This window comes from Actinomyces capricornis (assembly GCF_019974135.1).
GTDB lineage: Bacteria > Actinomycetota > Actinomycetes > Actinomycetales > Actinomycetaceae > Actinomyces > Actinomyces capricornis.
The window spans coordinates 1,392,987-1,418,910 of record NZ_AP025017.1 but is presented as its reverse complement, the minus strand read 5'-3'; the positions used below and the strand labels follow the sequence as shown (position 1 = coordinate 1,418,910).

The window sequence follows — 25,924 nt, the reverse complement described above, 5'->3', positions numbered from 1 at the left end:
AGTCCCACCTAGTGAGGCGCACCGGGCGGGTGACGCACAGTGGTGGCCGAGGGGCTCGTGATCATCATGTGACCTGGGCGGTCCTGAATCGCTAGGCTGCCATGTGTCAGTAGACCCGACCGAGACGGGCCCCATGAAATCACGGAACGACGGCACCCCCGCCGCGGAATCCCAGGATTCCGGGGACTCCACCGGTTCCAGCGCCTCCGGCCCCTGCCGGGGCGACCCGCAGGAGCCGGGCGCCGGCACGCAGCAGGAAGGGCGCGGACTGTGGACCAGGCCGCGTATCGTCGTGGCCATCGTGAGCATCACCGCCATCATCTGCTTCGCCGCGGGCCTGCGCGCCTACCTGCCCCGGGAGTCGTGGATCGAGGTGGGTGCGGGGCCCTCCCCCGCCTCCAACCCGCTCAAGGGGATGATGCCCTTCGCCCCGGCCGACCCCGATGAGACGCCGCAGCTGGCGGACTCCGCCCCGCCCCACACGATGGAGTGGATCTACATCCCGCTCAACGAGGTTGTCACCGGGCCTGACTCCTACGACTGGCAGGCCGTGGAGGCTCACCTGGAGGCGATCTCCTCCCGGGGCCACCAGACGGTGCTGCGCTTCTACGTCGACTATCCCGGCCGCCCCAGCGCCCTGCCCGACTACCTCGTCGAGGAGGGCAGGGTGCGCACGCGCTCCTACACGGTCAACGGCAATAACGGCGCCTCGGTCTCCCCGGACTACAACGACCCGGACATGATGGAGATGCTCACCTCCTTCATCAGCGCCTTCGGCCAGGAGTACGACGGCGATCCCCGCCTGGGCTTCATCACCCAGGGCCTGGTGGGATTCTGGGGCGAGGGGCACACCTGGCCGATGAACGGGATGCGCTCACCGGCCAATCCCTCGGGCGAGAACTGGATGCCCACCGAGGCCAACCAGGAGGCGCTCGTGGCGGCATGGGATGAGGCCTTCGACACCACCCCCACCCTGGCGCGCTACCCGACCTCCGCCTCGGCCGAGCATGCGGTGGGCTACCACGACGACTCCTTCGGCTACGCGACCCTGGACAATGCGGACTGGCACTTCATGTCGCTGATGAAGCGGGCCGGTGCGACCGCCGTGTGGCAGACCCAGCCCATTGGCGGGGAGGTCTACCCCGAGATCCAGGACTGCGTCCTGGTCAGCCCCTCCGACTGCCCGCAGGCCGCACGGGAGATGAGCAGTGGGCGCAACTACGACGTCCCCGGCTCGATCCGGGCCACGCACGCCAGTTGGCTGATCAACAACTGGGCCTTCACCGCGCAGCTGGACACCACCCAGCAGGAGCGGGCCCTGGAGGCCAGCCGCGCCACCGGCTATGAGTTGGCGGTGACGCGCTGGCGGATGGATGAGGAGCAGGTCGAGGTCGAGCTGACCAACCACGGGGTGGCGCCCTTCTACTACGACTGGGACCTGGAGGTCATCGCCCTTGATGGTGCCGGCCAGGAGGTGGCTCGCACCACCTTGGACGGCGATCTGCGCACGGTGCTGCCCGGCGAGGAGGTCGCCTTCTCCGGGGAGGTGTCGACCCTGGGTGCCACGACCGTGCTGCTGCGGGCGGTCAACCCCATGGAGGACGGGGCACCGCTGCGCTTCGCCAGTGCCGGCCAGGACACCACCTGGGAGGGCTACCTGACCCTGGGGACCGTCGAGCCCGAGGAGGACTAGGTGTACTTCCTCGGGAGGGGCGCGGGGCGCACGCCCGGCGTCGTCTTCTTCCGCCACCGGCCCTGGCGCCGGTCACACCCTCACAGCGGGTAGGGGGAGGCGCTGCCCTCGATGGCCTCGGTGAGGTCGACCGTGCGCCCGCCCAGCCGGAAGCGGTAGCGCCCCAGGATCTCCAGCTCCTCCGGCTCGCGGGCCAGCCACTGGCGGATCTCGGCCCGCTCCTGCTCATCGAGCCATCCGCTCTGGTCGGACAGGCAGCGGTAGCGGCTGGCCTCGGCGACGTCGCGCAGCCACTGCATCTGGGTGCCGTCCAGGAGGTTGCGGCGGTGGCGGAAGAAGACGACGTCGGGGTCCACGCCGATGACCTCGCCGAGCCACAGGCGGTTGATGCCGGCGTGCAGGGCGTTGTAGGCCTTGGCGTCGGACAGGTCGTCAGTAGCGTAGTTCTCCCACATGGGGGCCACGTCGGGGCCCACGCGCACGGCGTCGAGGATGCCCAGGGAGGGCATGAGGAGGGCCCCGGAGCCCAGGAGGAAGGCCTCCTGCCCGGCGGCCTCGCGCACGAGGCGCAGCCCGATGCGGTAGGCCCCCTCCCGGTCGGCCTGCCCGTGGCGCACCCCGGGGACCGCGGCGGCATTGATGAAGTCGAGCTTGAGGTAGGTGAAGCCCCAGTCCTTGACGATGCGCTCGATGGTCCGGCGCACGTAGTCCTGGGCCACGGGATGGGTGGCATCCAGGGCGTGGTAGTCGGCCCCCCAGTTGGATCCGGCGATGGCCAGGCGCCCGTCGGCCTCGTGGATGAAGGCCTCGGGATGCTCGGCCAGCAGCCGGGATCCGGGCAGGGCGATGAAGGGCGCCACCCACAGGCCCGGGCGCATGCCGGCCCGGCGGATCTGCTGGGCGGCATGCGCCATGCCGCGGCTGAAGCGCGGTCCCGCCTCCCAGTCCCCGACGGCGGCCTGCCAGCCGTCGTCGATCTGGAGGGTGGCGAAGCCCAGGGCGGCGGCCTCGGGGATCTCCTCATCGAGGGCCTCTTGGGAGATGCCCTCGTAGTAGGAGTACCAGGAGCACCACACGCTCTGGGGCCTGATCTCACGGCGCCCCAGCGCCTGCCCGAGGGCTCGGGCGTAGTCGCGCAGCACCACGGTGGCCGGGCCCGCCAGGATGACCCACTGGGCGGGACGGCCGGTCTCGGTGAAGGCCTCCAGGGCGGCCTGGTCGGCGCGCAGGCGGGGGGTGGGCCCCTCCAGGCAGCCCACGAGGATGGCGCCTCCCTCGTCCTCCAGGACCGCCACCCAGGAGGAGTGGTGCCGCACAGGATCGTCCCAGGCATCGTCGTCGGCGGTACGACGGCGCTCATCGTCCTCGATCCGCATGGGCGCCTCGTCCAGGCGCCGCCAGCCCGAGGGCGACCAGGAGTTCTGGCCGGTGCGGTAGACCTCGCCCTCGCGCATGTCGTGCAGGAGGCTGAGGTGCGCGGCCTCGACGCGCACGGCCTGCACTCCCGGCGGCGCTGCGGGGGCGCCCTCGGGATGCGCGACGGCGCTGATCCCCGGTCCGGCCGCAGGGCCCGTCACGGTGCCGTCGGTGGCCAGGGCCAGGGCCCGGCCGGCGAGCTCGATGTGGTGGATCATGGGTGCTGTCCGTCCCTCCGCCCCAGGTGGGCCTTGTGGGGCCCGCGGGCCCTGCCGTCACTGCACCACCCTCCCACACGGCCCCCGCCCGGGCGGCCCCGGCGGCCGAGTCGGGTCGGGCGGGTCGGGCCGCCGTGCGTGCCGCTCAGGCCTCGACCTGGCCCCGCTCGAAGTAGGCGGCCAGGCCGGCCTCCAGCTCGGGCACGTCCCGGGGCTGGGAGCCGGCGCGCAGGGAGGCGGTGGCCAGCGCCCCGGCGGCCACCGCCTCGCGGGCCGCCACGGGCGAGGTCTCGGTGGGCCCGCCCTCGCGCACGAAGCGCAGGAACTCGTCCATGGTCCGCTGGTCGGCGCCCTCGTGCCCGGTGCCCTCCTCGATGATGGGGTACTCGGCACTGCCGTGCTCGGCGTACCCGGTGCGCCGCGTCCACACGCGCACCACCCCGCCGTCGCCGTCACCGAGGTTCTCGGCCCGCCCGCGCGTGCCGATGACCGTGTAACTGCGCCAGTAGTCGGGGGTGAAGTGGCACTGCTGGTAGCTGGCCTGCACCCCATTGCGCAGGGTCATCATGACCATGGAGTGGTCCTCGACGTCGATGACGGGGTTGAGGCCGGTGACCTCATCGGCGGGCCAGTGGTCGTGGCTGAACCAGTCCTTCATCGTCATCCCCGCGCTCGTCCCGGGCTCGCGGCGGGGCCGGGATCCGTAGACCATGAGGCCGCCCATCCCCACCACGCGGGCGGTGGCCGACCCGGCGATCCAGTGCATGACGTCGATGTCGTGGGCGGCCTTCTGCAGCAGCAGGCCGGTGACCCGGGAGCGCTCGGCGTGCCAGTCCCGGAAGTAGTAGTCCCCGCCGTGGCCCACGAAGTGGCGGCACCAGATGGTCTTGACCTCGCCGATCTCACCGCGGTCGACCACCTCCTTGAGCAGGCGCACCACCGCCATGTGGCGCATGTTGTGCCCCACGTACAGGCGGGTGCCCGTGCGGCGCGCGGCGGCCAGGACCCGGTCGGCGCCCTCCAGGGTGATGGCCAGGGGCTTCTCCAGGTAGACGGGGATCCCCGCCTGGAGGAAGTCGATGGCCAGCTCCTCGTGCGTGTCGTCCGGCGTGGTCAGCACGACGCCGTCCAGGCCGCGGTCCAGCAGCCGGCGGTGATCGCGGGCCACCTCCACGCCCTGGGGCAGGAGGCGCTCGGCCCGGGCGGCGGCGTCGGGGGCGGTGTCGACGGCCGCCACGAGCCGGGCGGGCACCGGGGAGGAGTCGGCCAGTGCGGCCAGGGGGCTGCGCGCCCCGATGCCGACGACGCCGATACGCAGCTGGTCCATGCGCCTCAACCTACTCGCCCGACGGCCCATCTCCCCGGGGCCCGGCCGGTGGGCACGGCGCAGATCTCCCCTTCTGGACGCAGACTGACCCGCTCTTACCCGGCCAAGATGCGTCTGAAGGGGGAGAAGTGCGCGGGAGCCGGTCAGTCCCGGTGCTCCGGGCGCGCCGCCCACCAGGAGTGCAGGGCCTCACGGGCCGCCTCCGGACCCAGGGGCCCCCGCTCCATGCGCAGATCCAGCAGGAAGCGGTAGGCCTGGCCCACCACCGGGCCGGGGCCGATACCGAGCTCGGCCATGATCTGGCCCCCGTCCAGGTCGGGGCGGATGGCGGCCAGCTCCTCGGCCTCCTTCAGGGCGGCGATGCGCTCCTCCAGGTCGTCATAGGCGGCGTCGAGCATTCGGGCCTTGCGCCGGTTGCGGGTGGTGACGTCGGCCCGGGTCAGCCGGTGCAGGCGCTCCAGGAGGGGGCCGGCATCGGTGACGTAGCGGCGCACCGCCGAGTCCGACCAGCCGGAGTCGGCGTAGCCGTGGAAGCGCAGGTGCAGCTCGACCAGGCGCGAGACGTCCTTGATGGTCTGCTTGTCGAAGCGCAGGGCGCGCAGGCGCTTGGCGCTCATGCGGGCCCCCACATGGTCGTGGCCGTGGAAGGTGACGGTGCCATCGGGCAGGAAGCGCCGGGTGGCCGGCTTGCCGATGTCGTGGAGGATCGCGGCCAGGCGCAGAACCAGGTCGGGGCCGGGAACAGGGCCCTGAGGGCCGGTCTCCAGGTCGATGGCCTGGTCCAGGACCGTCAGGGTGTGCTCGTAGACATCCTTGTGGCGGCGGTGCTCGTCCACGGTCTCGCGCAGGGCCGAGAGCTCGGGCAGGACGACGTCGGCCACCCCGGTGTGGACCATGAGCTCCAGGCCCCGGCGCGGCCAGGGGGAGACGAGCAGCCGCTCCAGCTCGGCACGCACCCGCTCGGCCGAGACGATCTCCAGGCGGGGGGCCATCGCCTCCATCGCCTCCATGACCTCCATCTCGACGTCGAAGCCGAGCTGGGCGGCGAAGCGGGCGGCCCGCAGAATCCGCAGGGGATCGTCGTCGAAGGACTGCACCGCGCTGACCGGGGTGCGCAGGACCCCGGCGCGCAGGTCCTCCAGCCCCCCGTGGGGGTCGACGAGCTGGAGGTCGGGCAGGCGCAGGGCCATGGCGTTGACGGTGAAGTCACGGCGGGTCAGGTCGCCCTCCAGGGTCCTGCCGTACTCCACGGCAGGCTTGCGGGAGCCGGCCTGGTAGGACTCGGTGCGGTAGGTGGTCACCTCCACCACCACCTCGCCCTTGCGCGCCCCGATGGTGCCGAAGGCCCGCCCCACATCCCAGCAGGCGTCCCCCCACTGGGTGAGGATCGCCTCGGTGTCCTGGGGGTGGGCCGAGGTGGTCAGGTCCAGGTCGTGGGGCGGCAGGCTCAGGAAGGCGTCACGGACGGGCCCACCCACCAGGGCGATCTCATGGCCGGCGCGGGTGAAGGCGTGGGCCAGGGCGGCCAGGGCCACCGGCAGGTCCGCGAGCGCGGTACGGGCCGTGGGCGTCAGCCCCCCGGCGTCGACGGGCTCCTCGGGCAGGGATGTCGGGTTCGGGCGTGGAGTCATCGGGCCAAGCCTGCCATGCCGGGTCGCCCCACCGCTGAGGGTCCACTCCCCGGGCACTGCCCGGGTCCTGCCCATCCCCTGCCCACGGTGTCGCGCGCCGGCGGGTCATCCATGCCGAGACGCACACGGGGCGCGCCAGCATCCCGGGCCTCGGAGCACCTACAGTGTCCCTATGCCGACTCACCGCACTCGCACGACCCACACGGCTGACCCGGCCGGTCGCACGAGTGCACGCAGCCTGCCCGTGGTCGATGAGACCAGCGCGGGCGGCCTGGTTGTCGATGTTCAGAATGGGCAGGCCTTCACCGCCGTCATCGCGCGCAGGAACCGCGGCGGCCGCCTGGAGTGGTGCCTGCCCAAGGGGCACCTGGAGGGCCGTGAGACGCCGCAGGAGGCGGCCGTGCGCGAGATCGCCGAGGAGACGGGGATCACCAGTCGCGTGCTGCGCCACCTGGCCACCATCGACTACTGGTTCGCCGGTGATGAGCACCGCGTCCACAAGGTCGTCCACCACTTCCTGCTGGAGGCGATGGGCGGTGACCTGACCACGGCCAACGACCCCGACCATGAGGCCGAGGATGTGGCCTGGGTGGCCCTGGACGATGTCGCGCGCCGCCTGGCCTACCCCAACGAGCGCCGTATCGTCGCCGCGGCCCGCAAGATCCTGGTGGGGGATGAATGAGGCTGCTCAGCCACCGGCCCCGCAGATCGGTGCCCGTGCGGGCCATGGTCAGGCTGGCCGCCCTGCTGGGGGTGCTCAGCCTCGTCCTGGCCTTCACAGTCCTGCCCCAAGAGCCCGCTCCGAGCACCGGGCGCTCCGATCCCGCCGGCGCCCAGTCGCACCTGGCCGGCCAGTCCACCATCGCGGATGCCCATGCCGACCCCGCGCCGGCCGGCGCCCGGGCCGAGCCCGTCGCCGGCCAGGTGACACTGAGCCTGGAGACCCTGTCCCCCGAGGTGCTGCGCAATGGCGGCGAGCTGTCCCTGAGCGGCACCATCATCAACGGCACCGATGACCCGGTCTCGGGCCTGTCCCTGGCCACCCAGGTCCAGGAGCGCACCGAGATCACCACCACCGCCCTGTCCCTGTGGCTTTCCGAGGAGCGGGACACCGCCCTGTCCCAGGCGGTGCACACGCCCCTGGGGCAGGAGATCGCCCCCGGCCAGAGGGCTGCCTTCTCGGTGACGCTCAGTACCGAGGAGCTCCCCCTGTCCGAGTCCGACCAGTGGGGGCCGCGGGGCATCCAGGTGGCATTGACCAGCGGCGGCGCCACGGTGGCGCAGGATCGCAGCATCCTCATCTGGGACAGCGGCGCCTCGGTGGAGCCCGCCGCCATCACCACGGTGGTGCCGGTGACGGCCTCTCCCGAGGAGCTCGCCGTGCTGACCCTGCCCCCGGCCCAGGACGCCGAGACCGATGTCAGCGTCCACACCATCCGTCAGCGCGTCACCGGCCTGCTCGAGCTGGCGGGCAAGGGCGTCGTCCTGGCGGTCGATCCGGCACTGACCCAGGCCCTGGGAATCGATGCGAGCTCCTTCCAGGGCACCCTGGCCGGCACCGCGCCGCCGCCCCAGGGCCAGAGCCCCGCGGCGCCCTCCCCGTCGCCCGACGACGGCGCTGCCGCCAGTGCCGGGCCCACCGGGAGCGCGCCGGCCCCGACCTCCACCGGCGCCCCGGCGCCTGCGCCCTCGCCCACCCCCTCGGGGCCGGAGGGCCCAGGGCAGGAGGGCCAGTCAGCCGACTCAGCCGACGAGATCGCCGAGCTGACCGCGGCCCTGACCCGGGCCATCGCCAACGGCGAGGTCATCGCCCTTCCCTGGGATGATGTCGATGTGGCGGCGATGGCGCACACCGGTGGCACCAGCCTGGTGTCCTTGGCCCATGAGCGCGCCCGATCCTCCACACTGGCCGGGGCCGGCGCCCAGGCCGGTGTGGCCTGGCCGGCGTCCTCGCAGCTGGACGCCGCCACCCTGGAGGCCCTTCCGGAGTCGGCCACCACGGTCATCGCCCCTCCGGGCTCCATGCCGGCCGCCGAGGATCTGACCTACACGCCCTCGGGGGTCACCAGTTTCGAGGACCGCACGATCATCCTGCCCGATGAGGGCCTGTCCCTGGCAGTCTCGGGGCGCCTTCCCGAGGATCTGGCCTCGCCTGAGGCCCAGCAGCTCAGTGACCTGGATTCGCGCCAGCTGCTGCGCGGGCAGACCGCGATCATCACCCGTCAGGCCCCGGTGCTGGCCCGCAGCCTCGTGGTGACCCTGGACCGCCAGGCCGCCTCCGCCCTGGATGCGCCGACGGTCGAGGCTCGCCTCAACGCGCTGCGCGACACCCCGTGGACCTCCGCCCACAGTCTGGGCGACCTCACCGATGTGATGGACCGCGCACGGCAGGAGGGCGGTCAGGCCGTGGTCGAGCGCCTGGCACCCTCGGAGGAGGAGGTCATCGATGAGACCGAGGCCTCGCGCACCACTGTCATGCAGGCCCGTCAGGCGGGCAGGCAGCTGGCGTCGATCGCCTCGGTGCTCTCTCAGCCCGCCGCGGCTCTGGGCCGCTGCGACGATGTGGAGTCGGTCGTCTCCTCGGCCTCGTGGCGCGCAGCACCGCAGGCGCGCAGCACCCATATCGACCAGGCGCTGGCCGCGGGCGAGACGGTCACCTCCTCCCTGAGCGCCTCGCCCTCCTCGACGATCAACATCATCAACTCCGAGGCGGTCCTGCCGGTGAGGATCGCCTCCTCCCTGGACCAGGACGCGACGGTCCAGGTGCGCCTCATCTCCGACAGCCAGCGCCTCCAGATCCCCAGCACCACCATGGTCGAGGTCCCCGCCAACAGTGAGGCCACGGCCAAGATGCCGGTGACCGCCGTCGGCTCGGGGGAGGTCAACCTGACTGTCCAGGTGCTGGCGGCCGACGGCACCCCTGTCGGCGCGCCCTCCACCGTGCACCTGCAGGTGCGCGCAGACTGGGAGTCCGTGGGCACCGCGATCATCGGGATCGCCCTGGTGCTCATCCTCGTGGTCGGCGTTGTGCGCACCGTGCGCCGCGGCCGGCGCACGGCCCCGCCCCCTGTCGCACAGGAGCCCGCATGACCACACCCCGCCACGCCCGCCCTCGGCGCTCCCTGCTCTCACCGAGCGCCAACCGCAGCCAGGCCTCCCTGGCGCGGTCCTCGGCGATCATGGCCTCGGGGACACTGGTCTCACGCATTCTGGGCCTGGTGCGCAACGCCCTCATGGTGGTGGCCCTGGGGGCCACCGGATCGGGGGCCGCGGACGCCTTCAACACGGCCAACAACCTGCCCACCAACCTCTACAACATGATGATCGGCGGCGTCCTCAACGCCATCCTGGTGCCGCAGATCGTGCGCGCCCTGCGCAAGCGCAACGGCGAGGAGCTGGTCAACCGGCTGCTGACGGCGGCGGCCACCGTCATGCTGCTCCTGACCTGCATCATGACGGCGGCGGCCCCGCTCATCTTCTTCATCAACGCCTCCTCCCTGGCCTCGGGGCGCTGGCAGGGCCTGGCCTTCGCCTTCGCCTTCTGGTTCATGCCGCAGATCTTCTTCTACGGCCTGTACGCCCTGTGGGGCCAGGTGCTCAATGCCCGCTCGAGCTTCGGCCCCTACATGTGGTCGCCGGTGCTCAACAACATCATCTCCATCGCCTCGATCCTGGCCTACCTCCGCATCTACGGCTCCTACACCGACGGGCAGGGGCCCGAGGTCTGGGATGCGGGCCGCATCACCCTCATCGGGGCCATGACGACCCTGGGGATCGTGGCCCAGGCCCTCATCCTCTACATCCCCCTGGTCCGCTCCGGCTTCCGCCCCAGGATCGTCTTCGGCATCCGGGGCCTGGGGCTGGGGCAGAGCTCGAAGGTGGCCATGTGGGCCCTGCTGGGCGTGGTCATCGTCTCGCTGAGCACGTGGGCGACCTCCAACCTGGGCTCGGCGGCGGTGACGGCCTCCGAGCTGCCCGAGTACGCCGATGTCATCGTGCCCTCCACGACGATGTGGTCCAACGCCTACCTGGTCTACATCCTGCCCCAGTCCCTGGTGGTCACCTCGATCATCACCGCCCTGTTCACCCGCATGAGCGAGAAGGCCTCCGCGGGCGACCGCCGGGGAGTGCGCGACGACCTGTCCCTGGGCCTGCGCTCGGCGGGGGTCTTCACCATCCTGGCCACCGCCGGGATCTGCGTCCTGGCGGTGCCCGCCCTGCAGGTCTTCACCCCCTCGATCTCCCTGGCCGAGGCCCAGGCCAGCGCCCCGGTGCTGGTCTTCCTGGCCCTGGGGATCGTGCCGCAGGGCTTCTGGTTCACCGCCCAGCGCGTCATGCTGGCCTATGAGGACACCAAGCGGCTGCTCATCGCCGATACCGTCGCCGGCGTCCTGCCCATGCTCATCTGCGGCCTGGCCTACCTGGCGGCCCCCGCCAACCACTGGATGGCCTGGGCGGCGCTGGCCAACACCCTGAGCCAGGTGGCCGCCTGCGTCGTCGTCGTCCCGCTGATCCGCCGCCACCTGCCGAGCCTGGACGGCCGCCGGGTGACGGCCACCCATGTGCGCCTGGTGATCGCGGTCGCCCCGGCGGTCATCGTCGGACTCATCCTGCTGGCCCTCATGGGGCCGGTCGACGCCCAGGCCAGCCTCACCAGGCTCCTGGGGGCGCTGGTCCAGGTGCTGGTGGTGGCCGCGATCATGTCCCTCATCTACCTGGTCATGGGCCGGGTGGTCCACGTCGAGGAGATCGTGGTGGCCTTCCGCCCGGTCTCGCGGATCGTGGGCAGGATCGGCCGCCTCCTGCCCGGACCGGCGGGGCGCGCCCTGCTGTCCCTGGCCGCCTGGATGTCCCCGCCGCCACCGCCGGTGCGCCTGCCCCCGCCGCCCCAGGCCGACGGCGCCGCCCCCGTCAGTGCGCCCGGCCCGGCCCCGGCCAACCCCGGCGCCCAGGCTCCCGCCCACCCGCCACTGCCCCCGGCCCTCCCGCCCCGGGTGCCGCCGGCCGCCCATCCCGCGGCTGTGCCGCCACCCGCCGTGCACCAGGCCCCGTCGGCACAGCCGACCCCCGCAACGCCGCCGACCCCGGCCTACGGGGCGCAGCGCGCAACCATGGTGCCGCCTCCCCCTGCGCCTGCCGCGAACATCCAGGGAGCGGGTCGATCCGCGCCACCTCACGGTCCGGCCGCAGTTCCACCGCCCCCACCGCCGCCTGGCGCCCCGGATTCTGGGGAATCATTCATGGTTTCCTCCCAATCCGGTCACATTGCGCCTGTACAAAGCCCACAGGCGGTTACGATGGGTCCACCGAACATTCATGGACAGACTGCCCAGGGAAGGAGACGCATGTCTGAGGCGACCCCTATCGGCAGTGGCCGTTACGGGCTCCTGGGAACCCTGTCCACCACGCTGCCCCGGATCGTGCGCCATCGCGGCGTCGATACGATCCTCGACCGCGAGGTGACCATCCTGGTCCTCACCGACGCCTCCGTGCATCGGGACAATGTGCTGGACTCCGCCTCGCGCGCCGTCCTGGTCGAGGACGAGCGGCTCCAGCAGGTCTACGACGTCGAGCGCGCCGAGCCCTCGATCATCGTCACCGAGCCTCTGACGGGGCGCACCTTCTCCGCCCTGGTCTCCCGGGGCATCTCACCGGCGCAGGTGCGCGCCATCATCGGGGAGACCGCCCAGGCCCTGGACGCCGGAGCACGCCGGGGCCTGCACCACCTCAACCTCTCGCCCGAGTCCATCCGCGTCCTTCCCGGAGGGGAGGTCAAGGTCAGTGGCCTGGGGATCGAGTCGGCGGCCCTGGACCTGGAGAACAAGATCGCGGGGAACGATCCGCTGGCCGCCGACCGCGCCGATGCGCGCGCCCTGGTCGAGATCCTCTACTACGGCCTGACCGGGCGCTGGCCCGGCAAGCGCCCTGGGATCCCCTCGGCCCCCCGCCTGGGCGGCGTGCCGGTGACGCCCTCCACCCTGGTCTCGGGCATCGACCCGATGCTGGACGACCTGTGCGTGCGCACCTGGAGCGGCCAGCCGCCGATCTCGGCCTCCGAGGTGGCCCGGGCCCTGGGCACCTGGGATCCGGTCAAGGGGTATACCACCGAGCCCAAGCCCGCTTCCGCCCCCACCTCCCCGAGCCCCTCGACGGCCACCACCACGGCGACTGGGGCGGCGGCCGTGGCCAGCGCCGCCCGCGGGGTCCTGGGTCGCCTGCGCCGCTCGGGTGCCGGTGCCGCAGTGTCCACCGTCTCCCCGGCCAAGCAGGAGGTCCCGGCGCGCAAGCCCATTCTGGGAGGCTCCTCCGCCGCGGCGCCGGCCATCGACCCGGGCCCCTCCGGGACGGCGGGACTGCCGCAGAACCGTGGACAGGACGCCGCCTCAGAGCCCACAGGGCTCCAGCGCACGGAGTACCAGGGGGCCGATGCGGCCGCGCCGGCCCCCGGCACCGGCTCCGCCGACAGCGCCGGCCCGGCGGGCCACGAGCAGGACTACGTCCAGGTCACCGGCCCGATCAACCCGATCCCCAGCGTCCTGACCAATGTCTCCGAGACCGCCCCGGCGACGGCTCCCGTTCCGGCCGAGCCCTTCACCGGCAGTTTTGAGGTCAACTTCGATGACTATGAGGACGAGGAGGACGACCCCGAGGTCACCCGGTCAGTCAGCCGCACCACCACGGGAGTCATCATCGTCATGGTCCTCGCCCTGGTCGTCGGCGTGGGAATGGCGGTGGCCAGCCTCCTGAGCCTGGCGGGCGTGAGCTTCACCGACCCCGACCAGGCCGCGGCCGACACCGTGCCCTCAGCCTCCCAGTCGGCCAACGGATCCGGCGGCGGCGAGCAGCCCGCGCCCCAGGAGGAGCCCCCGGCCCCCATCACCGTGGCCAGCACGCAGGCGATCGACCCCAGTGGCAATCGCGCCCACCCCGAGCTGGTCCACCTCCTGACCGACGGCGCCACCGACCGCGAGTGGTTCACCCAGTACCACAACAACCCCGACCTGGGGGCCAATGGCCTGGGCGTCGCGGTCATCCTGGAGCAGCCCGCCACGGTCTCGCGCATCGAGATGCAGGGCACCGGCCAGGGCGGGCATGTGCAGATCCGGGCCACCAGCCCGGAGGACCCCCAGGGCGGCACCGTGCTGGCCGAGGGCGAGTTCACCCAGGGCACGACCTCCTTCGACCTCACCCCCACCGAGACCTCCTCCATCGTCATCTGGGTCACCTACATGCCGCGCTCCTCAGACGGGGACAACAAGGCCACTATCTCGGAGATCACTCTCCAATAGGCCCTCCCACCGGGAACAGCGCCGTTTCATCGGCGGTTACATCGTGTGACACTGCCCGAGCCCCTCACCACAGGAGAGTCATGATTCACGACGTCGTCATCGTCGGTTCCGGTCCTGCCGGCTACACGGCCGCCATCTACGCGGCCAGGGCCCAGCTCTCGCCCCTGGTCCTGGCCGGCTCGGTCACCGCCGGTGGAGCGCTGATGAACACCACGGAGGTGGAGAACTACCCCGGTTTCATCGAGGGCATCATGGGCCCCGCTCTGATGAACCAGATGCAGGAGCAGGCCGAGCGCTTCGGCGCCGAGGTCCGCTACGAGGACGTCACCGCCATGGAGCTCCAGGGCGAGATCAAGCGGATCACCACCGATGAGGGCGTCTACGAGGCCCGCACGGTCATCATCTCCACCGGCTCGGAGTACCGCCACCTCGGCCTGGAGGGTGAGGAGCGGCTCTCGGGGCACGGGGTGTCCTACTGCGCCACCTGCGATGGCTTCTTCTTCAAGGACCAGGACATCATCGTCGTCGGGGGCGGGGACTCCGCCATGGAGGAGGCCACCTTCCTCACGCGTTTCGCCAAGTCGGTGACGGTGGTCCACCGCCGCGATGAGCTGCGGGCCTCGGCTGTCATGGCCAAGCGCGCGCAGGACGACCCCAAGATCTCCTTCGCCTGGAACTCGGTGGTCGTCGAGCTCCAGGGCGAGGACTCCCTGACCGGGGTGACCCTGGAGGACACCAGGACCGGGGAGCGCCGCCAGGTCGAGGCCACCGGCATGTTCGTGGCCATCGGCCAGATCCCCCGCAGCGAGCTCGTCGCCGATGTGCTGGATCTGGACGAGGAGGGCTACATCCGCGTGGACGCGCCCTCGCAGCGCACGAGGATCCCCGGGGTCTTCGCCTGCGGCGACGTCGCCGACCCCACCTACCAGCAGGCGATCACCGCCGCAGGCTCCGGCTGCCGCGCCGCCCTGGACGCCGAGCACTACCTGGCCGATCTTCAGGCCTGAAACCCCACCCACCTCAAGGAGAAGAAGCACCATGTCTGATGTTCTCGCCGTCACTGACGCCACCCTGGACGCCGAGGTCATGAAGTCCGAGACGCCCGTCGTCATCGACTTCTGGGCCGAGTGGTGCGGGCCATGCCGCCAGATGGCGCCCGTGGTCGAGGAGCTGGCCACCGAGATGGGCGACCGCGTCAAGTTCGTCAAGATCGACGTCGACTCCAACCCCTCGGCCGCCGCCTCCTTCGGCGTGCGCTCGATCCCGACCTTCGCGGTGGTCCGCGACGGGGAGGTCTTCCACCAGTTCGCCGGCGCGCGATCCAAGGCCTCCTTCAAGTCCGAGGTGGAGAAGGTTCTCAGCTAGGACCGCCGGCCCGGCCGCACTCATCCGATCGGTGCTGGTCGGCGCTCACCGCGGGCCATCACCGAGCCGCCAGGGGCTCCCGCTCACGCAGAGCGGGAGCCCTCGCGCATGCCGCCGCAGACTGCCCCGGCCATCCGGCTGTCGCGCCCCCACGGCCGGGGTCCGCGGGATGATCGCGACCGGAGGGCGGGGTCCTAGAATGGCCCCGATCGATCCGCTGAGAGGGCAGGGCATGCACTACATCTCCACCCGGGGCTCCATGGACCCCGCCGGCTTCACCGACGTCCTCCTGTCGGGACTGGCGCCCGACGGCGGCCTGGCCATCCCGGCACAGATGCCCTCCGTCAGCGCCGACAGGCTCCAGCAGTGGCGGGCGCTGGCCTACCCGGCACTGGCCGCGGAGGTCATCGGGCTCTTCGCCACCGACATCCCACGCGAGGATCTGGCCGCCATGACAGCCGCCGCCTACGGGCCGCAGCGCTTCGCCGCTCCGGTCGTGCCACTCACGCCCCTCGACCTGGGCGAGGGGACCGAGGGACTGGCACTCGTGGGGCTCTCCGAGGGGCCGACCATGGCCTTCAAGGACCTGGCCATGCAGTTCCTGGGGCAGGCCATCCCCTATGTGCTGGCCCAGCAGGGGCGTGTGCTCAACATCCTGGGGGCGACCTCGGGCGATACGGGCTCGGCGGCTGAGCACGCCTTCCGCGGCCAGGAGGGGGTGAGCGTCTTCATGCTCTCGCCCGCCGGCCGCATGAGCGCGGTGCAGCGGGCGCAGATGTACTCCCTCCAGGACGCCAATATCCACAACATTGCTGTGCGCGGGGTCTTCGACGACTGTCAGGCCCTGGTCAAGGCTCTCAGCAATGACGCCGCCTTCAAGGCCGAGCACAGCCTGGGCGCCGTCAACTCCATCAACATCGGCCGGATCGCCGCCCAGGTCGTCTACTACGTGTGGGCCTGGCTGCGCCTCACCGACGTCCTGGAGGATAGGGGCCGCGCCGGCCAGAGGGTTGATGTGTGCGTCCCTTCGGGGAACTTCGGCAATATCTATGCCGGGCACCTGGCCCGCAGCATGGGGGTGCCGATCCGCCGGCTCATCCTGGCCACGAATGAGAACAATGTCCTGGAGGAGTTCTTCACCACCGGTGTCTACGCCCCGCGTGCTGCGGAGGCGACCCTGGCGACCTCCAGTCCTTCGATGGACATCTCCCGGGCCTCCAACCTGGAGCGCTTCCTGTGGACCCTGCTGGGCCCCGAGGCCTTCGTCGAGCGCTGGACGGAGCTGGAGTCCACCGGCCGCCTGGACCTGTCCGACCAGGTGGAGCGCATGCGCGAGGACTTCGGCTTCGAGGCCGGCGCCTCGACCCACGCCGACCGGCTCGCCGCGATCCGCCTCGTTCATGAGCGCACCGGCACCGTCATCGACCCGCATACGGCCGACGGCGTCACGGTGGCCCTGCGCCTCATGGAGCGCGGTGTACCGACCCTCGTCATGGAGACCGCCAAGGCCGCGAAGTTCCCCGACACCGTTGATGAGGCACTGGGGCACCAGGCCGTCGACAGCCGCGTCGTCGAGCTCCTGGATCTACCGCAGCGCGTCGAGACCATCGACAATGCCGAGGAGCCCTTACGCTCGATCATCGCCCAGCGGGCGATACACGCCTGAGCCCGCCTCCCCGCCTCAAGAGGTGCCGGGGCGGGGCGGTGGGCACCGCACCGGACTGGCCTCATCGACGGATGATACGAGTGAGCCACCACCTGGACGGGACAGCCCTGGGATCGGGCCCCGACGATACCGTTTACTTCTAAATCACTTTATCCGGCTCCCTCACCTGCCAGTGGTGGGGCGGGTGGGCTGCGCAGCAACAGTGGGCAGGCGCCTGGGAGGCGGTGCCACTGGCTGGCGGTCAGGTGCTCTGCGCTCCTGGCGCGCATCGCGCACAACTCACTGCCTGGGGTGGACGTGGCAGACTTGGCGTGCAGGCCCACAGTGGACCTCAGGAAAGGACATGCGCATGAGCGAAGCACCGCAGGGGAAGGGCAACCGACTCGACCCATGGCTCGACAACTATGCTGCTCGAGCCCATGGCCTGCGTGCCTCGGAGACCCGGTCGCTCTTCGCCGTCGCCTCACGCCCCGAGGTGGTCTCCTTGGCGGGCGGCATGCCCAATCTCAAGGACCTTCCGCTCGACCGCCTGGCGGAGGCCACCGCCAGCATGATCCGCAAGGACGGTGGCAAGGCCCTCCAGTACGGCAATGGGCAGGGGCTGCCCCTGCTGCGGGAGCAGATCACCGAGGTCATGGCGCTGGAGGGGATCGACGCCGATCCTGAGGATGTCATCATCACCACCGGCTCCCAGCAGGCAGTGGACATCATCACCGAGCTGTTCACCGATCCGGGGGATGTCATTCTGGCCGAGGCCCCCACCTACGTCGGATCCCTGTCGATCTTCTCCACCTACCAGGCCGACGTGCAGCAGGTGCCGATCGATGCCGACGGGGTCATCCCCGAGGCCCTGGAGGAGAGGATCATCAATCTGGAGAGGGAGGGGCGACGGATCAAGTTCTTCTACTGCCTGCCCAACTTCCACAACCCGGCGGGGGTGACCCTCAGTGAGGAACGGCGTCCTCAGGTGATCGATATCTGCCGTCAACACCACATTCTTATTGTTGAGGATAATCCCTATGGTTTGCTGGGCTTTGAGGGTCAGACATACACGGCGCTGAAGACTCTCGCGCCGGAGGACGTGGTCTACCTGGGATCCTTCTCCAAGATCTTCGCCCCGGGCTACCGAGTGGGCTGGGCCGTGGCTCCTCCTGCAGTACGGGAGAAGATGAAACTGGCCTCCGAGGCGGCGATCCTGTGCCCCTCATCGGTGGGGCAGTACTCGATCTCCATGTACCTGGATCAGTTCGACTGGCGCCAACAGATCGAGGACTTCCGTGGCATGTACAGGGGCCGCCGGGACGCCATGATTGCGGCCCTGGAGGAGCACATGCCGATGTGCCGATGGAACGTTCCCGCGGGAGGGTTCTACGTGTGGGTCAATCTCCCCGAAGGCGTCGATGCCAAGGAGATGCTTCCCCGGGCGGTGACCAACCTGGTCGCCTATGTCTCGGGGACGGCCTTCTACGCCGGAGGCAGGGATGGCCGTGATCACCTCCGGCTCTCCTTCTGCTACCCGGAGCCTGCGGAGATCCGCGAAGGGGTGCGCAGACTCTCCGAGGTTGTTTCACGTGATCTGGAGATCCTGGAGCTCTTCGGACCTGTTCCTGAGCGGCCGGCCCACGGTATCAGCGCACCCGCACCCGACCAGATTTGAGGTTGACCATGAACGAGCATGTTTCCAAGGAGCCCCTGCGCATCGCCCTCCTCGCGGGGGGTCTGAGCCACGAGCGGGACATCTCCCTTCGCTCCGGGCATCGCGTGGCCCAGGTCCTCAAGCATCTGGGCCACTCCGTCCTGGTCCTGGATATCGATGCGCGGACCATCGGGGCGCTGCGCGCCTACAGCCCCGATGTCGTCTGGCCACTCGCCCATGGCGGCCACGGGGAGGATGGAGGGCTGCAGAACATCCTCATTGCTCTGGAGCTGCCCTACGTGGGGAGCCATTCGGATGGCTGCCAGCGCGCCTCGTTCAAGCCCACGGCCAAGGCGACGGTGCGCACCGGCGGCGTCCTGTCTCCTGACTCGGTCACTCTTCCGCGCGCCTATTTCAGCCAGTTGGGGGCGCAGGAGGTGCTTGGACTCGTGGCCGGGCACCTGGGATTGCCGGTCGTGGTCAAGCCCAACCAGGGCGGTTCCGGGCTCGGGGTCTCCTTCGCCTCGGATGCCGACGAGTTGCGCTCCGCCATGGTGGCCTGCTTCTCCTACGATGAGCGCGCACTCATCGAGCGCTACGTCCCAGGGGCGGAGATCGCCGTATCCGTGGTGGACACGGGAGAGGGGCCCCGGGCTCTGCCGCCGGTGGAGGTCGTCTCCGAGGGTCAGTACGACTTCGATGCCCGCTACAACCCCGGGCGCTCCGAGTACTTCGTTCCTGCGCGCCTGAGCGCTGAGCAGCTGGACCTGGTCCAGGAGACGGCTCTCACCGTTCATCGGACGCTGGGACTGGGGAACATCTCGCGCACCGATCTCATTCTGGACGCAGACAACACGCCGTGGTTCATCGACGTCAATGTGGTGCCAGGCATGACCGAGAACTCGCTCTTGCCCATGGCCGCTGAGGCCGACGGTGATCTTCCCTTGCTCTACGAGGCGCTCGTGAGGAACCCAGCCGTCTGTCCGTAGTGCTTCATGCGACGTAGTGGCCCGCATATCGCATATGCGGGCCACTACTGCTCTCTGGGCGCACGGGATGGCCGCCCTGTGATCGGAGCGGCTCTCCTCCGTTCCGGGGAGGATGCGTGGGAGGAGGGCGCTCTCTGTTTCACGTGAATCCATCTCGTTCGCTGTTTCACGTGAAACACGCGACCTGGAATCACAAGTTCACCGAGTCCTCCGGAGCCCGTGCGCACACACGACCTCGATACCCTCTCGGTGTCGCTCCTGGAGCCATCGCCGGCTCCTCCTCCACACCTGTGCGTCCTCGCTTCTCGTCATCCGTTCGAACATCCGGAGACCAATGGGAGCGGGCTCTCCTTCGAGGGTACTGAAGGAGAAGAAGGCGTCGCCCGCATGAATGAGATCGGCCCGATGGTCACAAGAAACGAGCACGCCGCAATGACCAGGCAGATGCCCGGGAAGAGAGACGAGGCCGATGCCCCGAGAGACTGACGCATAGGCTGCGCCGCGGTATCGCTCTGTCAACTCGATCGGATTCCAGTGTGGATCGTGATCCCACTGCTTCGTCACAAGCCTCCGCTGGAACTGAGGATAAGCGCGCGCATCCAGCAGGTCGTACTGCTGTCGGGAGAGATGCACCATCGCCCACGGGAAGTCCGCAAGACCACCGGCATGATCTACGTCGAGATGAGTGAGGACGATGCTCTCGACCGCCTCCGGCTCGATGCCCAGAGCTTCGACCTGTGCTCGCGCTGTTTCACGTGAATCCAAGGCAGGGTGAGTCAGCCTGACGAACCGCGTACCAAGGCGCCGCTCACCTTCGGTGCAGTCCTGGGTTCCGAGGCCGGAGTCGATGAGGGTCCAGGATTGGCCATCAGTGGAGACAAGAAGGCAACGGCACACCAGCCGCGCACGTCGAAGGAGTGTGCCATAACCGTTGACCAGGCGCTGGGAGAGGGGGTGAAGACTGGCACAATTGAGTTCGTGAATGATCATGAGCGCAAGGATTCCGCTTCAGGTCGACCTCAAGGCAAGTCCATCGGCGACGCGGCGGCACTTGTTGGGGTAGCACCGCATGTTCTGCGCCACTGGGAGGATGAGGGCGTCATTCGCCCTTCAAGGGATGCGCTGGGTTATCGCAGATACTCCGATGATGACATCGCGGTCGGGAGAAGAATCAGGGAGGGGCAGACTCTGGGCCTATCGTTGGCGCAGATGCGGACCTTTCTTGAAGGCACTGCCTCCAGGCGGGTAGAGCTTCTTCGTTCTCATCATGACCAGCTCATCAGCCGTGCTCAAGAGCTCTTGCGCTCGGCATCGGACATCTCCCGCCGACTGGCCACTGATGATGGCGGCGGTCACTGCCCCTACGGCGGGCCCTCTGTCTGAGATCCTGGCAGGACGAGACAGCAGTGTCGTCGTCCGTACCCGCCGCATCGTGCTTGTTTCACGTGAAACGGCAGCCGTTGGACAGGCCGCCATCGCCATGCCTCAAGAGAGCCGGATCCCTGTTTCACGTGAAACCAACCGGGCGGCATACCTCGATCACGTTTCTTAGAGATCAGCCAGGCTGTCTTCGTTTCACGTGACACGCACCTGCACTCCCTCAACACCTCGGTACCGGAGCGGCCGATTCTTGGCCGGCCCATGGCCATGGCGACAGGAAGCAGGACGCAGGAGAGCCTCGGCCCGTTCCCATCCGCATACTCAGGCCGGTAGGCCCACCAAAGAAAAGACAGGAGCCGCCATCAGGAGAGGCGGGCTCTGCCTCGTATCTCCGGTTGCTCGCACTGTATCGACGGATGATAGCCAGACGCTGGGACGGATGGGGCGGAGAGGGTCCGGCCCTGCACAGTCATCTCTTGATCCGACCGGCATCAACGAGGCCGCGAGAGTGGGGCGCGGGCCTGATACGAGCAGTTCCCGCGCGGGGCCTCGACTCCTCCATATCGTCCTGGAGCCCGCTCATGCATGGCAGCCTCTCATCCTAGAGTCTCCGGGAGGAGGGTGGTTTCACGTGGAACCACAGGATCGATCGGAGAACGGCCCCGTCCCTGCCCCCCATCCCATCTACCCTCCTCTCCTCCTTCACCAGGGCCGCCCTACTCCAGAGGGTGGAACCATGACAGGGCATCGCATGCGACTGCGGTTCCTCTTCGGCATAGGCAATGGAGATGTCGAAGTGAGCGCTCCAGGTAGCGCCGCGATCCGCGGTGCCGCTCCACGATGCGACGCTCGGAAGAAGTCCTACCGACGATCCATGTGGATACTCCCGCACTACCTCCCAGACGGGACTGTGCCTGCTGGGACAGCACACTCGGCACGGGATCTCCGCTGTGTTTCACGTGAAACACAGTGACGATGACTCTCCCATCACGACGCGCTTCGCCGCGTCATCCTGAGGTGTCTTTGGATACCGGCAGAGGCCTACCAGGCACGAACTGGGAGTTGTCGCGAGTCGATCTCAAAGCGGCAGGAGACACTGCCGCAGAAGCGCCCTGGCGTCCGCAAAGACCCATGCCCATCTCGAACCGCCTTACGATGACCTCGATACACCGGCTGTATCAGTGCCAGCATTGTCTCTGGGCGCACACGCTCCATCTCCGTACTGTCAGGGCTGTCCTTCGCCGCAGTACTCATCTCACAGAGCTCCACCACGACGGTCATCGGGGCCGTCCTGGCCAAGGAGCAGGGGCAATCATGCAGCGGGAGAGGGGCTGTTTCACGTGAAACATGAACTCCTTGATCGCCCGCGGCTCATATCGCGGCGGGCTAGTGCTCGTCGCGGAAGGATGCGTGCCGATGGCTCATGTGGTCCTCCTCGAGGGATGCGGCGCAAGCTTCCGGAAGCCGGAGCGGTCGCCACGAAGTAAGCGTCGACGCCGGTCGCGATGATCATCGCTGAGAGCGGGACCGAGACTTCTCCTGCAGTGAGGACAGGAATGCGGCGGGTGCGCAGTATCCGACTCGCGCACCGACATCGTCACCTCTATGGTTTCACGTGAAACCGGACCGGCGGATCTCATCCTCACCGCTGCCATCCTTGCCACCCCACTCCAAGCGAAGCGTTCCGACACGCTCAGCTCATCGCAGCGATCGCCTTGCGGCTATCGCTGCATCATTCTCGTAAAACTCTTGGCGCACCTGCACTGCCTTCAGGCCGATGCAGGTCCTAGTGATGTGAAAGCGCCTTCGCGCAGCAGTAGGCGACGTATCCAGCAGCACCGACCACTCTGCAGAGGCGGCACCGACGTGCACTCCCACATCACACCCGCCGGTTCCGTCATGCAGGTCGGCTGATGTGCACGTCGACCCCATCGATACGCTCATGTCCGGTCCACAAGGTCATGGCGCATAGGATCCCCGGGCACAAAGAGCTCTTCCGCGGTCAACGCTCCTCACTGCCGAGCATCGGCGACGGGCATGGCGCCGTGTTTCACGTGAAACATCTCGTCAGGACTGCTGTCGAAGGCAAGAGGGGCCCGGCAGCATCCGCCGCCGAGCCCCTCTATCAGTCCTTTCTGTCGATCCGTGCCTACTCCTCCTCCAGGGAGGTCCCCGGAGCGAGGGCGTCGACGATGCGGGCGAGGTCCTCCTCGCCGGCGAACTCGATCGTGATCCGCCCCTTCTTCGCTCCCCGTGTCACCTTGACCCGGGTATCGAAGGTGTCGGAAAGACGAGTCGACAGCGCGGGAAGTGGAGTGCTACGAGCCCTGAGTGTCTTGGATGGCATTCCACCCTCGGGCTCATCCTGGAGCGCTACGAGCTCCTCCGTCGCCCTCACGGACAGCCCTTCGGCAACGATCCTCTGAGCCATCCGCTCCATCACCGCAGCGTTGGACAGGCCCAGAAGGGCACGGGCATGCCCTGCAGACAGGACGCCAGCCGCCAATCGCCGCTGCACCAGAGGCGGCAGCTTCATGAGCCTCAGCGTGTTGGAGATCTGAGAGCGGGATCGAGCAATCCGCTCGGAGAGCTCAGCATGCGTGCAGTGGAAGTCCTCCAGCAACTGCTGGTACGCCGCTGCCTCTTCCAGGGGATTGAGCTGCACCCGGTGCAGGTTCTCCAGAAGAGCGTCCCTCAGCAGGTCGACGTCGTCAGTGTCGCGCACGACGGCGGGAATGGTCTCCATCCCCGCTTCCTTGGATGCCCGAAGACGACGCTCACCCATGATGAGCTCGTAACTCGGCTCATCAGCCGTAGCATCCGGAGCGAGCCGGACGACGATCGGCTGGAGAAGACCGACCTCCTTGATCGACGCCGCAAGCTCGGCGATATCATCCTCGTCGAAGACCTGCCGGGGCTGGCGAGGATTGGGGTGAATGAGTTCCACCGGCAACTCGGCGAAACTCGCACCGGGGACCGGGACCAGAGCCTCCTCCTGAGCAGGGCCGGAATCCTCAATGTTCTCAGAGGCTGTTTCACGTGAAACCTCGCCGGCCACCGCTGCGTCGAGGGCATGAGACTCAAGAGCATCCTCACCCTCCGACGGCTCCACTACGGGCGCGCTCTCCTGAGAGGCTGGGTCCTCCCCGGCTTCCACCGGCTGTGGCTCCCTCACTGGCGCGGTGGAGGAGTGGCGTGGCCCGGGTGAAGGCACAGGGTCCTGCACGGTCGGGGTATCCGCCTCGATGCGTTGAGAGGCCGCTTGAGGAGCCTTCTCCTCAGCCGACGCCGGAGCCTTCTGCGCCGTTGTCCTGGTTCCACGTGAAACCGAGGTCTTCTTGGCGCCGCCGCGTCGGGAGGAGGCCGTCGCACTCGAGCTCGCCGTGCTCTCAGTCGCCGCCTTGCGGGAGCGCGCTCCGCGTGCCCGCTTGGGCGGGGTGAGCAGCGTGGAGAGGTCGTTCCCGCTCGGGCGGTCCTCCTTCGTCGGCCTGGAGCTCCCCTCTTCCTGCCCGGCCCGAACCTCCTGATCAGGCGCGGTACTCACCGCACCATCCGTATCACGGGAGCGGGAGTCGGGGAAGAAGACGTCGGAGGGACGACGAGCACTCACGGTCTCCTTCTGGGAGTCGGGAATGAGCGCCTCCAGACCGCGTCCCAGACCGCGCCTTTTCTGTGCCATCAGGCCTCCTCGCCTTCCTTGACCACGGGTGCTCCTCGCAGGGCCACCTCATGAGCCATCTTCTTGTATGCCACCGCACCCGAGGAGCGCGGATCCCAGAACACCACCGGAGCGCCGAAAGAGGGGGCCTCAGCAACCCGGATCGAGCGAGGCACCTTGGTCTCCAGGGTCGCGTGCGGGAAGTAACTGCGCACCTCGGACTCCACCTCCCTCGCCAAGGTGGTGCGTCCGTCGAACATGGTCAGCACGATCATAGAGACGCCCAGCTCTGGGTTGTGGATGCGCGCAATCCTGTCGATCGATCGCGTCAGCAGGGCGAGTCCCTCAAGAGCGTAGTACTCCGCCTGCATGGGGATGAGGACCTCGGCCGCCGCGACGAAGGCGTTGATCGTCATGATGCCCAGGCTCGGCGGGCAGTCGATGACGATATAGTCCAGTCGCGGCAGCCCCTGTGTTTCACGTGACGCGAGGTAGTCGTTGAGCGCGTAGCGCAGTCGGGATTCGCGCTGTGGGGTGTCGATGAGCTCGATCTCCACCGCGGCGACGTCGATGGTGGCCGGTACGCACAGGAGAGTGTCATTGAAACGGGTGTGCGTCACCACATCCTGGATGGCCACGCCGTCGACGAGGACATCGTAGATCGAGGCGTGCTCCTCCCCGTGCTGAACCCCGAGCGCCGTCGATGCATTGCCCTGAGAATCGGCGTCGATGAGCAGGACGTTCAGGCCACCTTCCGCCAGTGCTGCAGCGAGATTGACGGCCGTGGAGGTCTTACCCACGCCGCCCTTCTGGTTCGCAACCGCTATGATGCGTGTGTGCCCCGGACGCGGATAACCCTCCTCGGCCACCTCATCAAGGGCGATGTGATCGGCCTGGAGCTGATCGAAAATAGACGATCCAGACAAACCTGCTCCTCCTGGGACGACTGCCCGACGGCTGGAGCCAGCCAGGCATCAGCAGTCTACGCGAGGACGCAGGAAGCCACGCGATAGCACTCCGTTGTGCCTCAAGCCTTCTTCGGGCGGCGAACCTCGACGATCATCGTCACCTCATCACCAGGCGTAACAACCTCATGAATAACGGCCTTTGATAACTTATGCTTCTTTATGACGTAGACCGCATCCTTGACCTCGGTCTCAGCCTTCGCGCCCTTGAGGGCCAGGAGGGCCCCGCCGGGGCGCAGGAGTCCAGAGGTGAGGCGCACCAGCTTGGACAGGTTCGCCACCGCCCGAGCCGTCACCGCGTCATAGCGCTCCTTGACCTCCTCAGCCCGAGCACGCCGGAGCGTGACATTGTCCAGACCCAACTCATCAACCACCTCGCCCAGCCACTCGGCCCGGCGCTCCATCGTCTCGATGAGGGTGATCTCCAGGTCAGGCCGCAGCAGCGCCACGACGATCCCCGGGAAGCCGGCCCCTGAGCCGACATCGGCCACCGTCCCCCGCGAGGGCAGGAAGGGCACCACCGCCGCGGAGTTGACGATATGGCGGGTCCACAGGCGCGGCAGCTCACGCGGACCCAGCAGACCGCGCAGCTCGCCCTCCTCCTGGAGCATTCGGGCATACCGCTCCGCGCCGGCGAAGGCCAGCCCGAAGAGCTGGCGCATCTCCTCCGTGGGCTGCTCGACCTGGGTCT

The 25,924-nt window shown here is 68.9% G+C and carries 17 protein-coding genes; 10 read left to right on the top strand and 7 right to left on the bottom strand.

All coding sequences use genetic code 11. The features are described from left to right. Positions 1–133: 133 nt before the first annotated feature. On the top strand, positions 134–1,693 hold the full coding sequence (locus MANAM107_RS05705) for a DUF4832 domain-containing protein (RefSeq protein WP_223912260.1): 1,560 nt from the start codon (positions 134–136) through the stop codon (positions 1,691–1,693). 80 nt (positions 1,694–1,773) lie between these two features. Here MANAM107_RS05705 and MANAM107_RS05700 read toward each other — a convergent pair whose 3' ends face one another. The 3 genes from MANAM107_RS05700 to MANAM107_RS05690 all read right to left on the bottom strand — a co-directional run bounded on the left by MANAM107_RS05700 (position 1,774) and on the right by MANAM107_RS05690 (position 6,285). Further along, positions 1,774–3,327, bottom strand: a complete 1,554-nt coding sequence (locus MANAM107_RS05700; protein WP_223912257.1) for a glycoside hydrolase family 36 protein — start codon at positions 3,325–3,327, stop codon at positions 1,774–1,776. 145 nt (positions 3,328–3,472) lie between these two features. Beyond that, a complete protein-coding gene (locus MANAM107_RS05695; protein WP_223912254.1) occupies positions 3,473–4,654 on the bottom strand; it encodes a Gfo/Idh/MocA family protein in 1,182 nt (393 codons plus the stop codon). A gap of 143 nt (positions 4,655–4,797) precedes the next feature. Then, positions 4,798–6,285 carry a CCA tRNA nucleotidyltransferase gene (locus MANAM107_RS05690; protein WP_223912251.1) on the bottom strand — a complete coding sequence of 496 codons (1,488 nt, stop codon included), beginning with the start codon at positions 6,283–6,285 and terminating at the stop codon, positions 4,798–4,800. 172 nt (positions 6,286–6,457) lie between these two features. Between MANAM107_RS05690 and MANAM107_RS05685 the strand changes: the two genes are divergently transcribed. The 8 genes from MANAM107_RS05685 to MANAM107_RS05650 all read left to right on the top strand — a co-directional run bounded on the left by MANAM107_RS05685 (position 6,458) and on the right by MANAM107_RS05650 (position 19,230). Continuing rightward, on the top strand, positions 6,458–6,967 hold the full coding sequence (locus tag MANAM107_RS05685; RefSeq protein ID WP_179901023.1) for an NUDIX hydrolase: 510 nt from the start codon (positions 6,458–6,460) through the stop codon (positions 6,965–6,967). Next, positions 6,964–9,375 carry a DUF6049 family protein gene (locus tag MANAM107_RS05680; RefSeq protein ID WP_223912248.1) on the top strand — a complete coding sequence of 804 codons (2,412 nt, stop codon included), beginning with the start codon at positions 6,964–6,966 and terminating at the stop codon, positions 9,373–9,375. Before MANAM107_RS05685 ends, MANAM107_RS05680 begins: the two co-directional genes overlap by 4 nt. Continuing rightward, positions 9,372–13,574: a murein biosynthesis integral membrane protein MurJ gene (locus MANAM107_RS05675; protein ID WP_223912245.1), complete on the top strand. Its 4,203-nt coding sequence runs from the start codon at positions 9,372–9,374 to the stop codon at positions 13,572–13,574. Before MANAM107_RS05680 ends, MANAM107_RS05675 begins: the two co-directional genes overlap by 4 nt. Before the next feature lie 80 nt (positions 13,575–13,654). Further along, positions 13,655–14,581: a thioredoxin-disulfide reductase gene (gene trxB, locus MANAM107_RS05670; RefSeq protein ID WP_223912242.1), complete on the top strand. Its 927-nt coding sequence runs from the start codon at positions 13,655–13,657 to the stop codon at positions 14,579–14,581. Between the two features lie 31 nt (positions 14,582–14,612). Continuing rightward, positions 14,613–14,939 (top strand): thioredoxin, encoded by a 327-nt coding sequence (trxA, locus tag MANAM107_RS05665; RefSeq protein ID WP_223912239.1) that lies wholly within the window; start codon positions 14,613–14,615, stop codon positions 14,937–14,939. Between the two features lie 232 nt (positions 14,940–15,171). Beyond that, positions 15,172–16,605: a threonine synthase gene (gene thrC / locus MANAM107_RS05660; protein WP_223912236.1), complete on the top strand. Its 1,434-nt coding sequence runs from the start codon at positions 15,172–15,174 to the stop codon at positions 16,603–16,605. A gap of 349 nt (positions 16,606–16,954) precedes the next feature. Further along, a complete protein-coding gene (locus MANAM107_RS05655; protein ID WP_223912233.1) occupies positions 16,955–18,262 on the top strand; it encodes an aminotransferase-like domain-containing protein in 1,308 nt (435 codons plus the stop codon). An 8-nt stretch (positions 18,263–18,270) separates the two neighbouring features. Continuing rightward, entirely contained in the window at positions 18,271–19,230 is a 960-nt protein-coding gene (locus MANAM107_RS05650) for a D-alanine--D-alanine ligase family protein (RefSeq protein WP_223912229.1), read from the top strand. Positions 19,231–19,428: 198 nt separating this feature from the next. On the opposite strand, the gene MANAM107_RS13235 is transcribed toward MANAM107_RS05650, so the two are convergent. Continuing rightward, on the bottom strand, positions 19,429–20,079 hold the full coding sequence (locus tag MANAM107_RS13235; RefSeq protein ID WP_223912891.1) for an MBL fold metallo-hydrolase: 651 nt from the start codon (positions 20,077–20,079) through the stop codon (positions 19,429–19,431). Here MANAM107_RS13235 and MANAM107_RS05640 point away from each other — a divergent pair. Next, a complete protein-coding gene (locus tag MANAM107_RS05640; RefSeq protein WP_223912226.1) occupies positions 20,002–20,613 on the top strand; it encodes a MerR family transcriptional regulator in 612 nt (203 codons plus the stop codon). The two genes, MANAM107_RS13235 and MANAM107_RS05640, sit on opposite strands and share 78 nt — an antisense overlap. Before the next feature lie 2,146 nt (positions 20,614–22,759). On the opposite strand, the gene MANAM107_RS05635 is transcribed toward MANAM107_RS05640, so the two are convergent. The 3 genes from MANAM107_RS05635 to rsmG form a co-directional block, all read right to left on the bottom strand. Beyond that, entirely contained in the window at positions 22,760–24,289 is a 1,530-nt protein-coding gene (locus MANAM107_RS05635) for a ParB/RepB/Spo0J family partition protein (protein ID WP_223912223.1), read from the bottom strand. Continuing rightward, positions 24,289–25,194, bottom strand: coding sequence for a ParA family protein (locus tag MANAM107_RS05630; RefSeq protein ID WP_223912218.1), 906 nt, complete (start codon positions 25,192–25,194; stop codon positions 24,289–24,291). The genes MANAM107_RS05635 and MANAM107_RS05630 overlap by 1 nt, the downstream gene beginning before the upstream one ends. Before the next feature lie 101 nt (positions 25,195–25,295). After that, a complete protein-coding gene (gene rsmG, locus MANAM107_RS05625; RefSeq protein ID WP_223912881.1) occupies positions 25,296–25,895 on the bottom strand; it encodes a 16S rRNA (guanine(527)-N(7))-methyltransferase RsmG in 600 nt (199 codons plus the stop codon). Positions 25,896–25,924 lie beyond the last annotated feature (29 nt).

What these genes read in the sequence shown, in the direction of transcription:
- MANAM107_RS05705 (WP_223912260.1), top strand. Translation starts at nt 134, where the DNA reads ATGAAATCACGGAACGACGGCACCCCCGCCGCGGAATCCCAGGATTCC.
- MANAM107_RS05700 (WP_223912257.1), bottom strand. Translation starts at nt 3,327, where the DNA reads ATGATCCACCACATCGAGCTCGCCGGCCGGGCCCTGGCCCTGGCCACC.
- MANAM107_RS05695 (WP_223912254.1), bottom strand. Translation starts at nt 4,654, where the DNA reads ATGGACCAGCTGCGTATCGGCGTCGTCGGCATCGGGGCGCGCAGCCCC.
- MANAM107_RS05690 (WP_223912251.1), bottom strand. Translation starts at nt 6,285, where the DNA reads ATGACTCCACGCCCGAACCCGACATCCCTGCCCGAGGAGCCCGTCGAC.
- MANAM107_RS05685 (WP_179901023.1), top strand. Translation starts at nt 6,458, where the DNA reads ATGCCGACTCACCGCACTCGCACGACCCACACGGCTGACCCGGCCGGT.
- MANAM107_RS05680 (WP_223912248.1), top strand. Translation starts at nt 6,964, where the DNA reads ATGAGGCTGCTCAGCCACCGGCCCCGCAGATCGGTGCCCGTGCGGGCC.
- MANAM107_RS05675 (WP_223912245.1), top strand. Translation starts at nt 9,372, where the DNA reads ATGACCACACCCCGCCACGCCCGCCCTCGGCGCTCCCTGCTCTCACCG.
- trxB (WP_223912242.1), top strand. Translation starts at nt 13,655, where the DNA reads ATGATTCACGACGTCGTCATCGTCGGTTCCGGTCCTGCCGGCTACACG.
- trxA (WP_223912239.1), top strand. Translation starts at nt 14,613, where the DNA reads ATGTCTGATGTTCTCGCCGTCACTGACGCCACCCTGGACGCCGAGGTC.
- thrC (WP_223912236.1), top strand. Translation starts at nt 15,172, where the DNA reads ATGCACTACATCTCCACCCGGGGCTCCATGGACCCCGCCGGCTTCACC.
- MANAM107_RS05655 (WP_223912233.1), top strand. Translation starts at nt 16,955, where the DNA reads ATGAGCGAAGCACCGCAGGGGAAGGGCAACCGACTCGACCCATGGCTC.
- MANAM107_RS05650 (WP_223912229.1), top strand. Translation starts at nt 18,271, where the DNA reads ATGAACGAGCATGTTTCCAAGGAGCCCCTGCGCATCGCCCTCCTCGCG.
- MANAM107_RS05635 (WP_223912223.1), bottom strand. Translation starts at nt 24,289, where the DNA reads ATGGCACAGAAAAGGCGCGGTCTGGGACGCGGTCTGGAGGCGCTCATT.
- rsmG (WP_223912881.1), bottom strand. Translation starts at nt 25,895, where the DNA reads ATGCGCCAGCTCTTCGGGCTGGCCTTCGCCGGCGCGGAGCGGTATGCC.